Source organism: Salinibacterium sp. NG253 (assembly GCF_015864945.1).
In the GTDB taxonomy this organism is placed as follows: domain Bacteria; phylum Actinomycetota; class Actinomycetes; order Actinomycetales; family Microbacteriaceae; genus Rhodoglobus.
Genome location: NZ_JADYWF010000002.1, coordinates 623,527 through 635,183 on the forward strand (window position 1 = coordinate 623,527; position 11,657 = coordinate 635,183).

The following is an 11,657-nucleotide window of genomic DNA, read 5'->3' on the forward strand; positions in this document are numbered from 1 at the left end:
GTTGAACGTTAAAGAATCTAGCCGGGTTATGCTGGATCCGTCAAACAATTCAACGTTGAGAGATTCTGAGGCACCATGACAGACAGCGTCGATCGCATCCTCACCCAATGGGCCGCGGTGCGCCCCGACCTCAACGTCTCGGCCATGGGCGTGCTCGGGCGACTGTCCCGCCTCACACGACTCCTCGAGCGCGCGCAAAGCGACGTCTTCGAGACGCACGGTCTGCAACCAGGGGAGTTCGACATCCTTGCGACCCTGCTGCGAACGGATGCCGGACCACGCGGCCTCACCGCGGGTGCGCTTTCGGCCAGCGCCATGGTCACCTCGGGAGCGATCACCAATCGGCTTGATCGACTCGTCGCCAAAGGGCTCATCTCGCGCGACGTCGATCCCGAGAACCGGCGCACCATCCGTGTAGCGCTCACCGAGCAAGGAACGCGCACCATCGAAGCGGCGCTCGCCAACCACCTTGAGAACGAGGAACGCCTACTGGAATCACTCAGCGCAAGCGAGCGAGCCCAGTTCGAAAGCCTGTTACGTGGCCTGTTGACCGTGCACGAAAGCGAGCGGAATCACACCGCGTAACGCGCGTACTGCTCCCGAATAATCGGGTGGAAGTCGGATGCCGGCTCCGCCACAGTAGCTATAGCCCAGTCGGGGCGTGTGCCGTCGAGCACCCACGCCGCTTGGGCTGCGGCGCCCAGCGCGACATACTCTGCGGGCTCGGGAACCACGACCGGCACCGCAAACACCTGGGACGCGATGGTCGACACTGCGGGGTTTTGGGCGGCGCCACCTATGAGGAGGATGCGCTCGGCGGAAACCCCTTGGCGACCGAGAGCGTCGAGGCCATCCGCGAGCCCACACAGCAGTCCCTCGACGGCGGCGCGCGCGAGTGACGGGCGGGTCGTGGAGGCAAGCGTCATGCCGAAGAGGGTTGCTGTGGCATCCGGAAGGTTGGGGGTTCGTTCGCCTTCGAAGTAGGGCTGCAGCACGAGTCCGCTAGCGCCGGGGGCCGCTTCGAGTGCGAGGGTGCCGAGCTCATCGTGGGTGATACCCAGCAGCGCGGCGGTGCTGTCCAGCACGCGGGCGGCGTTCATGGTGGCGACGAGGGGCAGGAAGATGCCGCTGGCATCGGCGAAGCCCGCGACGGTGCCGGTGGCGTCAGGAACCTGAGTTTCGGCAACGGCGAAGACGGTTCCGCTGGTGCCGATCGAGACGACGACATCGCCTGCTCGTGCGCCCAAGCCGAGTGCTGCTGCGGCGTTGTCGCCAGCGCCGCAGCCAATCTCGATGGCGGTTCCCGCGACAGTGCCTGCGGATTCACCCGGCGCGACGATGCGGGGCAACACCACGCCATCGGTCACGGAACTGCGCCCGAGTGCTGCCGTGAAAACCTCGTCGTCGTAGGTGTTGGTGACCGAGTTGAAGTAGCCGGTGCCGCTTGCATCCGAGCGGTCGGTCGTGAGCTGAGTGAGATCGGGGTTGGTGGGGCCGAAGCCGCGCAAACGCCAGGTCAACCAGTCGTGCGGCAGGCACACGGCGGCAACAAGGGCGGCGTTCTCGGGCTCGGCATCGCGCAGCCAGCGCAGCTTCGTTGACGTGAACGACGCAACCGGCTTCGAGCCGGTGCGCTCGGCGAGGTCGGGAAACTCGGCGCTGAGGGTGTCGGCTGCGGCAGCAGACCGGGTGTCATTCCACAGCAGGGCTGGGCGGATGACCCGGCCAGCGGCATCCAACACGACCATGCCGTGTTGTTGGCCGCCGACCGAGATCGCGGAGACGTCATCCAGCCCGCCCGCCTCGGTGATGGCGTCGTTGAGAGCCACCCACCAGGCGTTCGGATCAACCTCGGTGCCGGCCGGATGGGAGGCGCGACCGGTGCGGACGAGCGCACCGGTCGCGGCATCCACGATCACGATCTTGCACGACTGGGTTGAGGAGTCGATCCCCGCGACGAGGGTCATTTAGCGAGCGCCCATGAGGTGCTCACCAGCGAGCTGCTGAAGGCGAACAAAGCCGAAGCCCTTGCCATTGAAATAGGCCTCGTGATCGAAGTCTTCGTACGAAGCACGGTCTGCCAGCAGGTCGTCATAGCTTTCATTGTCGCCGAGAGTGTTCTCAGAGAGTTCGAAGACGCGCGCTGCGGCGAGAGCTTCTTGCACCTCGGGGTCGGCGCGGAAGGCGGCAGCGCGCTCCTTGAGGAGCAGGTAATTGCGCATGTTGGCGGCAGCGGAAACCCACACGCCGGCTTCGTCTTCGGTGCGGCTCGGCTTGTAGTCAAAGTGACGCGGGCCGGTGTAGCTTTGGCCGCCGTCCGGGCCACCGTTTTCGAGCAGGTCGACGAGGGAGAAGGCGTTGTGCAGATCGCCGTGACCAAAGACGAGGTCTTGGTCGTACTTGATTCCGCGCTGGCCGTTGAGGTCGATGTGAAAGAGCTTGTCTTGGTACAGCGCCTGGGCAATGCCCGAGGTGAAGTTGAGCCCGGCCATCTGTTCGTGACCAGTCTCGGGGTTCACACCGAAGAGTTCGGGGCGTTCGAGGGTTTCGATGAAGGCCATGGCGTGACCGACGGTCGGCAGCAGAATGTCACCGCGAGGCTCGTTGGGCTTGGGCTCAATAGCGAAGCGGATGTCGTAGCCCTTTTCGGTGACATAGTCACCAAACAGGTTGAGAGATTCGCGGTAGCGCTCGAGTGCTGCCTGCACGTTCTTTGCGGAGTCGTACTCGGCACCTTCTCTGCCGCCCCACATGACGAACGTCTTGGCGCCCAGCTCGACGCCCAGTTCGAGCTGACGCATCGCCTTGCGCATGGCAAAGCGGCGAACGCTGCGATCGTTGGAGGTGAAGCCACCGTCTTTGAAGACGGGGGCGCTGAAGAGGTTGGTGGTGACCATCGGCACGATGAGGCCTGTGTCGCTCAGCACTTGCTTGAGGCGGTCGATTTGCTTCTGGCGTTCGGCATCCGTGGAGCCGAAGGCGAAGAGGTCGTCGTCGTGGAAGGTAATACCGTAGGCGCCTAGCTCGGCGAGCTTTTCAACGCCGTGAACGATATCGAGGGGCGCGCGAGTTGCTCCACCGAACGGGTCGACCCCTTCCCAGCCGATCGTCCAAAGGCCGAAGGAAAATTTGTCGGCGGGTGTGGGTTGTGTAGACATTGAGGCTCTCCGTTGACAGCAGTGGCAATAAGTTATTGACAACAACATACTTTGGCAACGCCGTCACGTCAATCTCGGATCCAAAATAGAAATCCTTGTATTTGCTGACCTGAAGCAGCAATTTGGCGAAACTTTTCGAAAGTTGTTGCATTCAACGTATGAAGCAATATAAGTTCGCTCTATCAACAAAACGGGGCGCTTACCGCTGCCCCTCGCGATACAACGAAGTAGCGCTCCACGGCGCTGGTAATCCGGCCCGTGCTCTTCGTCTCTCGTGAGGACCGCAGCCAAGCCCCGGCCGGTCATACCCCCGTGTGGCTGGCTTGTTGCCCGGCAATCACATTTGAAAGGGACAACACGATGTCAATGAAGAAGATAATTGCGGTCGCAGCAGCGACTGTAATGGCTTTCGGACTCGCCGCCTGCAGCAGCGACGACGCAGGAACTGGCGGCGGCAGTGAAGGTAGTGTCGGTATCTCGATGCCTACCCGCAGCCTCGAACGCTGGATCAACGACGGCGAAGGCCTCAAGGCCCAGCTCGAAGATGCTGGCTACTCGGCAGACCTGCAGTACGCGGACGACAAGGCCGATACTCAGATCAGCCAGATTCAGAACCAGATCGCTTCGGGCGTTGACGTCCTCGTCATCGCGGCAATCGACGGAGAGCTTCTGGCCCCGGTGCTCGCCGATGCGGCAGCACAGGACATCGCCGTCATTTCTTACGACCGTCTGATCAACGGCACTCCCGACGTCGACTACTACGCGACGTTCGACAACTACAAGGTTGGCCAGCTTCAGGGTGAGTTCATCGAAGAACAGCTCGGACTTGCTGATGGCGCCGGCCCGTTCAACCTTGAGCCTTTCGCCGGTAGCCCCGACGACAACAACGCCAAGTTCTTCTTCTCTGGCGCGTGGGATGTCTTGCTTCCTTATGTAGAGAACGGCCAGCTGGTTGTTCCCTCGGGCAAGGCTCCGGCGAGCAACGATGACTGGGCAAGCATCGGAATCCTCGGCTGGAAGTCTGACTCGGCTCAGTCCGAACTCGACAACCGTCTGGGTTCGTTCTACACCGGTGGCGAGAAGATCGACGTCGTTCTTTCTCCCAACGACAGCCTCGCTCAGGGCATTGCCGCTTCGCTTCGCAGCGCTGGTTACACCGCAGGCACCGACTGGCCGCTCTTGACCGGTCAGGATGCCGACAAGGCTAGCGTCGTCAACATCCTCGCTGGAGAACAGTCGATGACGGTCTGGAAGGACACCCGCGAGCTGGGCAATGTTGTCTTCGGTTTCATCGAGGCGATCATGGCCGGCGACGAGCCGGAGATCAACGACACCGAAACGTACGACAACGGCGAGAAGGTTGTTCCCGCATTCCTCATTGCGCCCGAGGTTGTTGTGAAGGATGACGTGCAGTCGAAGCTCATCGACTCCGGCTTCATCCAGGCCTCAGACGTGGGTCTGTAGCCTCGGCTAGATCCCAGAAATACGATTCGACGATCGGGGGACGGCACAGTAGCCGTCCCCCGAAAGTCACTGCGAGCGGAGCACACTCATGACTGCCATCCTCAGCATGAACCAGATCACAAAAGACTTTAGCGGCGGTGTTCGTGCCCTCGACGGCGTAAGCCTCGAGGTGGAACGCGGACAGGTGCACGCCATTTGCGGCGAAAACGGCGCCGGCAAATCAACCCTTATGAAGGTGCTGAGCGGGGTCTACCCCGTCGGCAGCTATGGCGGCAGCATCACCTTTGAGAACCACGAGACCGCGTACCGGTCGATCAACGATTCCGAGGCCGACGGCATCGTCATCATTCACCAGGAGCTCGCGTTGAGCCCCTACCTCTCTATTGCAGAGAACATCTTCCTCGGTAACGAGATCGCCACGCGCGGTGTTGTCGACTGGCCCAAGACCAACCGCGAAGCAACAATGTTGCTCGCGCGCGTTGGCCTCGATGAACTGCCCAGCACTCCCGTTCTCGAACTCGGTGTTGGTAAGCAACAGCTCGTGGAGATCGCTAAGGCCCTCTCTAAGCAAGTGAAGTTGCTGATTCTGGATGAGCCAACGGCGGCCCTCAACGATGAAGATTCGGCACACTTGCTCGACCTCATCAACAGCCTTCGCGGCCAGGGCATTACGTGCATCATCATTTCGCACAAGCTCAAAGAGATTCGCCGGATTGCGGATACCGTCACCATCATCCGCGATGGCCAGACCATCGAAACCTTCGAGATGAAGGAAGCGGATGCCACGGAAGCGCGCATCATTCGCGCCATGGTTGGCCGCGATCTCGACAGTATGTTTCCGCCACACACGCCAGACATTGGCGATGAGCTATTCCGGGTGGAGAACTGGACAGTGCATCATCCGGTCGACACCACGCGCAAGGTCGTCGATGACGCCTCGTTCTCGGTGCGGGCGGGCGAAATCGTCGGCTTCGCCGGGTTGATGGGCGCGGGGCGCACCGAGCTCGCGATGAGCATCTTCGGTCGCTCGTATGGCAGCCACATCAGCGGCACCGCCTTCAAAGAGGGCAAGGAGATCTCGGTCAAGAGCGTCAGCGAAGCGATTGGCCATGGCATCGCCTACGCCACCGAAGATCGCAAGCATTTTGGGCTCAACCTGATTGGCAGCATTGCCGTCAACGTCTCAGCGGCGGCGCTTTCGAAGCTCTCGCGCTTCGGCATCGTCGACCGCTTTGCGGAGAACAAAGTCGCCGAGGACTACCGCGGCCAAATGAACATCAAAACTCCGAACGTGTCGGTGCTCGCCGGCAACCTCTCGGGAGGCAACCAGCAAAAGGTTGTCTTGAGCAAATGGATGTTCTCCGGCCCCGACATCCTGATTCTCGACGAACCCACCCGCGGCATCGATGTCGGTGCCAAATACGAAATCTACGGAATCATCAACGACCTCGCCCGTCAGGGCAAAGCGGTCGTCGTGATCTCCTCAGAATTACCGGAGCTTCTCGGACTCTGCGACCGCATCTATGCGATCTCCGAAGGCACCATCACCGGCGAGATTGATCGCGCCGACGCTACCCAAGAACGACTCATGCACTTGATGACCGCGGGAAAGGACTAACCCGATGAGCACCACAACCCCCACTCGTAAACTGCCCAAGATGCGGGTCGACCTGCGTCAGTACGGCATCCTCGCGGCGCTCGCCGTCATCGTCATCCTGTTCCAGGTGTTGACGGATGGCCGGCTTCTGCTGCCCGGAAACCTCAACAACCTCATCCAGCAGAACGCCTATGTGCTGATTCTCGCCGTGGGCATGGTCATCGTGATTATTGCGGGACACATCGACCTCTCGGTGGGCTCCGTCGTAGCCATGGTCGGCGCGGTTGCCGCGATATCAATGAGCCAGTGGGGCATGCCCTGGTGGGCCGCCGTCATTATCTCGCTTCTGCTCGGCGCAGCGGTCGGAGCGTGGCAGGGGTTCTGGGTGGCCTTCGTGGGCATCCCAGCCTTCATCGTCACTCTCGCGGGCATGCTGTTGTTCCGCGGTCTCACGCTCGTGTTCCTCACGGGCGGAACGATCAACGCGCTTCCCGGTGAGTTCAACGCGATCGGCGGCGGTTGGCTGCCCGAGTTGTTTGGCACGATTGGTGAAGGTCGCGGCAGTCGCGACATCCTCACAATTGTCTTGGGCGTTCTTGCGGTAGCAATGCTGATCACTCAGCAGGTGCGCAGTCGCGCCAAGCAACGCAGTCTTGAACTTCCCGTGGAGCGCAGCGTGTCTTTCTGGATCAAGAACGGTGTCGCTGCGGTCGTAATCTTGGCGCTCACCTTCCAGCTTTCTGCCTACCGCGGAACCCCGATCATCCTGATCATCTTGGCCGTGCTGATTCTGCTCTTCACATTCGTGCTGAACCAGACGGTCTTCGGCCGTCACGTCTACGCGATTGGTGGCAACCTCTTCGCCGCGCAGATGAGTGGTGTGAAGACCTCGTGGATCAACTTTTTCGTCTTCGTGAACATGGGTGTGCTGGCGGGTCTCGCGGGTGTCGTCACGACGGCGCGCGCTGGTGGTGCCGTGGCATCCGCCGGTCAGAGCTTTGAATTGGATGCCATTGCTGCTGTCTTCATCGGTGGCGCGGCTGTCACGGGTGGTGTCGGTACGGTCATCGGTGCCGTGATCGGTGCGCTCATTATGGGTGTGCTCAACATGGGCCTGTCGATCCTGTCGGTGGATGCCGCCTGGCAACAAACGATCAAGGGACTTGTTCTGTTGCTTGCCGTGGCGTTCGATGTCATGAGCAAGCGCCGCGCCGGACGTCGCTAGTCTTAGCATCAACGTTTTATTGCCAATCGAGTGGAACCGCCCGTGAACCAGAACACCCCGCCATCGTCGTCGCTGTCGTCGCCGACCGGTACTGGTGGGCGCGGCGATCGCACTCGGCGGCACAACCTGTCGCGCGTGCTGACCCTGCTTCATCGCGGGGCTCAGCGCCGCTCGCAGTTGACCGCGCAGACGGGGCTTAACCGCTCGACTATTGCGGCGCTCGTGGCCGAGCTCACCGAGCTGGGGCTGGCGTACGAAAGTGAGCCCGATCCCACTCGGCAGGTAGGTCGCCCGTCGCCGATGGTGAACGCGGATGCTCGCACGGTGGCCATCGCGGTCAACCCCGAGATCGACGCCATCACCGTAGGAGTCGTAGGGCTCGACGGTTCACTCTTGAAGCGCATCCGCTATGAAACAGAGACGCCCCCATCAGTCTCCGAGTTCGTGAAGATCTCCAGCCTGATCATCGAGAGCGTGCGCGGGGAATACGAAACGACGGGCCGCATCGTCGGGATCGGTATTGCGGCGCCCGGTCTCGTGCGCGTCGAAGACGGCCTCGTGCGCTGGGCACCTCACCTTCATTGGCGAGATGAGCCAGTCACGGAGCTGCTGGCCGAGGCGACCGGCTATCCCGTCTCCACCGCCAACGATGCGAGTGTGGGTGCTCTCGGCGAGCACATCTATGGCGCTGGCCGCGACATCGATGACCTCATCTACCTCAACGGTGGCGCCAGCGGTATCGGTGGCGGCATCATCAGCGGCGGGCGGCCCCTCACCGGTCGTGCCGGCTATGCGGGAGAATTTGGCCACGTTCGCGTCGAGAACGGTGCTGCCGAGAAGGGCACGCGCGAAGAGGGCAGCCTTGAGACCGAAGTGAATCGCGCCGACCTGTTGCAGGCTCTTGGCCTTACTAACGTCGATTCCGAAACTCTGGATGCTGCGCTGCGCGAATCCACGGATCCTGCGGTGAGTGCGCTGGTGCACCGGCAGCTGCTCTCCCTCGGCACGTCGCTGCGTAACGCCGTGAATGTGTTGAATCCTGAAGTCATTGTGCTTGGTGGTTTTTTGGCATCGATTTTTGCGTTCGATTCGGAGTTTTTGATTGAGCGCGTGCGCGGCCAGGCTCTCGAAGCATCGTTCGAGGGCGTGAAGATTGTGCCAGCCCAACTCGGTGCGGATCTGCTGATGATTGGTGCAGCTGAGCTTGCTTTCGCTGCGCTCCTCGAAGACCCCGCGGCGCTCTAGCCTCACCGCTTCGTTGCCTCGGGATAGTTTCGGCCAAACCGAAGCTCCCGGTCTTAGGGTTACTACATGAACTCCGATTACCGCGATTCTGGTCTCGTATTTCCGCCGAACTTCATCGTCGGCTCCGCGACGGCGGCGTATCAAGTAGAGGGCGCGGCGCGTGATGGCGGGCGCACTGAATCCATCTGGGATACCTTCAGCCACACTCCGGGCAAGACCTGGAACGGCGACACTGGCGATGTTGCTGACGACCACTACTACCGCCTAGAGTCCGACCTCGATCTCATGGCCGAGCTGGGTCTCGACGCCTACCGTTTTTCCATCTCGTGGCCACGGTTTCAGCCGGGCGGACAGGGTCCGATCAACCCGGAGGGAGTGTCGTTTTACTCGCGGCTCGTCGATGGGTTGCTGACCCGCGGCATCCGCCCCATCGCCACTCTTTATCACTGGGATCTGCCGCAAGAACTTGAGGATGAGGGCGGTTGGCCTGAGCGCGATACCGCCATGTGGTTCGCCGAATACGCTGAGCTCGCCGCCACTGCCCTGGGCGATCGCGTGCACACGTGGACGACCCTCAACGAGCCGTGGTGCTCGGCGTACTTGGGCTACGGCTCGGCGTCGCATGCTCCCGGTCGCGCGCGGGATTCTGACGCACTCGCCGCCGTGCACCACCTCAATCTGGCCCACGGTCTGGCCGTGCCCCGCATCCGTGCCGCCGCGACGAATTCGCCGGAAGTGTCGGCGACGCTCAACTTCCATGTGATCCGGGGTGAGGATGCCGAGGCGAAGCGTCGCATTGATGCACTCGCGAATCGCGCCTTCACGAGCCCGATGCTGCTCGGTCGTTACGACGATGACTTCATTGCCGACACGAGCGAGGTGACCGATTGGTCGTTCGTTCACGCGGGCGATCTGGCGACCATCCATCAGCCCCTCGATTTCTTGGGCGTCAATTACTACTCCACGGTCACGGTGAAGATGTGGGATGGCGTGAGCGAGCGGGCGATGAACGACGGTCACAAAGACATGGGTGGCTCCGCGTGGCCCGGCAGCCGCAACGTCGAGTTTCTCAAGCAGGCTGGCCCCTACACCGCAATGGGGTGGAATATTGCCCCTGATGGGCTGGAGGAACTGCTGGTTGATCTGGGTGAGCGGTTCCCTGACTTGCCGTTGATGATTACCGAGAACGGTGCCGCGTTCGACGACGAGGTGACGGATGGTCGGGTGCACGATGCCGACCGGGTCGACTATCTCAACCGACACTTCACGGCCGCGCACCGGGCGATGCAGCGCGGGGTGAACCTGCAGGGATATCTCGTGTGGTCACTGCTCGACAACTTCGAGTGGGGCTACGGCTACTCGAAGCGCTTCGGCATCGTGCGGGTCGACTACGACACTCAAGAACGCATTGTGAAAGACAGCGGGCTGTGGGTGTCTGAGGTCGCTAAGAACAAAACGACGCCGACGCTGAGCTGAGCCGAGTTCGTGAGCGGCGCGCTGGGTTAGCGGGCCAGCTCTGCTCGACGAATGTGCGAGCGCGCGTGCTCGATCGCGGGCTCGAGGTCGGCGAACAGATGGTTGGGGTGGCGCAGCGAGCTGATCACGCCGAGCCGTTTGAGCACATCTAAATGTTCGGGGCGGATGCCCTTGATGATCACGGTCACACCGCGCTTTTCAAGGGCAGTGATGAGTTCGGTGAGGGTATGGGCACCCGTGGCATCAACGAGGTGCAGTTGCGACAGCCGCACGATCACGACTTCGAGGCCTTCGTGTTCGTTGATGCGGTCGATGAGGCGTTCCGCTGCTCCGAAGAACAGGGACCCATCGATGCGGAATAGCGCGATACGTTCGTCGCCGGGTTCGGGGGAGCCCGGAAGCTCTTCGCGGTGAACGCCGCTGGCTTTGCTCATCGTGCGGAGAGCGAAGAAGGCTGCGGCGGCGATTCCGATGCCGACCGCAATGATGAGGTCGAAGCTCACGGTGATGATGCCGGTGATCACGAACACGGCTGCTTCAGATTTTCCGGTGCGCAGCATGGTCTTGATCAGGGTCGGCGACATCATGCGAGCAGCGGTGGCCATGAGAACGCCCGAGAGCGCTGCCAGCGGGATGACGGCGACAACCTGGGCGGCAAGGTAGACGACGGTCAGTAGCGCGAGGGCATGCACGACCGCCGAGAGGCGAGTGCGACCGCCAGACCGCACGTTCACGGCGGTGCGGGCGATGGCGCCGGTGGCCGGCATCCCGCCAAAGAAGCTGGAGGCGACGGATGCCAACCCTTGGCCCACAAGTTCGCGATCGGCGTTATAGGGGCCAGTGTCGGACATGCCGGCGGCGACGCGGGCGGAGAGCAGGGATTCGATGGCGGCGAGGGCTGCGACGGCGAACGCCGGGCCGATGAGCGTGGTCAGGTCGAAGTCGAATGACGGCACGGTCGGTGAGGGCAAGGATGCGGGGAGCTCGCCGATGGTGGCCAGTGGAAGATCCAGTGCTTGGGCAACGATGGTGACGACCGCGATGGCGATGAAGGATGCCGGAAGGCGCCCGCTGATGCGCGAGAGCAACAACATGATGGCAATCACGGCAGCAACAACGGCGAGGGGGAGTAGCGCGGCGGGCCACTGGGCGGCTGTGACGAAGGCGATGGCGGCGAGCACGGCGTTGGTGGGGTGTTCGGTGCCTTCGGTGCCGAGCGCCGAGGGCACTTGCTGCAGGAAGATGATGATGCCGATGCCGACCGTGAAGCCTTCGATCACGGGCCAGGGAATGTAGCTGACGGTGCGGCCGAGGCGCAGCACTCCGGCAATGACGACGATGATGCCCGCCAGCAGGGTGACGATGGCGACGGCTTCAACGCCAGAACTAACGACGATGGGGGCGAGCACCACGACCATGGCGCCGGTGGGGCCGGAAACCTGCACGTTCGAGCCACCGAAGACGGCGGCGACGATGCCGGCGACGATGGCGG

9 protein-coding genes are annotated in these 11,657 nt (G+C 62.1%); 6 read left to right on the top strand and 3 right to left on the bottom strand.

From position 1 onward, the window contains the following. Nucleotides 1–75 precede the first annotated feature (75 nt). Nucleotides 76–585: a MarR family winged helix-turn-helix transcriptional regulator gene (locus tag I6E52_RS12835; RefSeq protein WP_197157961.1), complete on the top strand. Its 510-nt coding sequence runs from the start codon at nucleotides 76–78 to the stop codon at nucleotides 583–585. Here the strand turns inward: I6E52_RS12835 and xylB are convergent. Both xylB and xylA read right to left on the bottom strand, forming a co-directional pair. Beyond that, a complete protein-coding gene (gene xylB, locus I6E52_RS12840; RefSeq protein WP_197157963.1) occupies nucleotides 573–1,967 on the bottom strand; it encodes a xylulokinase in 1,395 nt (464 codons plus the stop codon). The genes I6E52_RS12835 and xylB overlap by 13 nt on opposite strands. After that, a complete protein-coding gene (xylA, locus tag I6E52_RS12845) occupies nucleotides 1,968–3,158 on the bottom strand; it encodes a xylose isomerase (protein WP_197157965.1) in 1,191 nt (396 codons plus the stop codon). A 360-nt stretch (nucleotides 3,159–3,518) separates the two neighbouring features. Here xylA and chvE point away from each other — a divergent pair, with 360 nt between their 5' ends. The 5 genes from chvE to I6E52_RS12870 all read left to right on the top strand — a co-directional run bounded on the left by chvE (nucleotide 3,519) and on the right by I6E52_RS12870 (nucleotide 10,165). After that, nucleotides 3,519–4,622, top strand: a complete 1,104-nt coding sequence (gene chvE / locus I6E52_RS12850; RefSeq protein ID WP_304610964.1) for a multiple monosaccharide ABC transporter substrate-binding protein — start codon at nucleotides 3,519–3,521, stop codon at nucleotides 4,620–4,622. 88 nt (nucleotides 4,623–4,710) lie between these two features. Then, a complete protein-coding gene (mmsA, locus tag I6E52_RS12855; protein WP_197157969.1) occupies nucleotides 4,711–6,240 on the top strand; it encodes a multiple monosaccharide ABC transporter ATP-binding protein in 1,530 nt (509 codons plus the stop codon). A gap of 4 nt (nucleotides 6,241–6,244) precedes the next feature. Further along, the gene (gene mmsB / locus I6E52_RS12860) at nucleotides 6,245–7,444 is read left to right on the top strand and encodes a multiple monosaccharide ABC transporter permease (protein ID WP_197107270.1); all 1,200 of its coding nucleotides are present in this window, start codon (nucleotides 6,245–6,247) and stop codon (nucleotides 7,442–7,444) included. Nucleotides 7,445–7,486: 42 nt separating this feature from the next. After that, nucleotides 7,487–8,689 carry an ROK family protein gene (locus I6E52_RS12865; protein ID WP_197157971.1) on the top strand — a complete coding sequence of 401 codons (1,203 nt, stop codon included), beginning with the start codon at nucleotides 7,487–7,489 and terminating at the stop codon, nucleotides 8,687–8,689. Between the two features lie 66 nt (nucleotides 8,690–8,755). Continuing rightward, a complete protein-coding gene (locus I6E52_RS12870) occupies nucleotides 8,756–10,165 on the top strand; it encodes a GH1 family beta-glucosidase (protein ID WP_197157973.1) in 1,410 nt (469 codons plus the stop codon). A 26-nt stretch (nucleotides 10,166–10,191) separates the two neighbouring features. Here the strand turns inward: I6E52_RS12870 and I6E52_RS12875 are convergent. Continuing rightward, nucleotides 10,192–11,657 (bottom strand): SulP family inorganic anion transporter (locus I6E52_RS12875; RefSeq protein ID WP_197157975.1); only part of this gene is annotated, 1,466 nt, incomplete at its 5' end.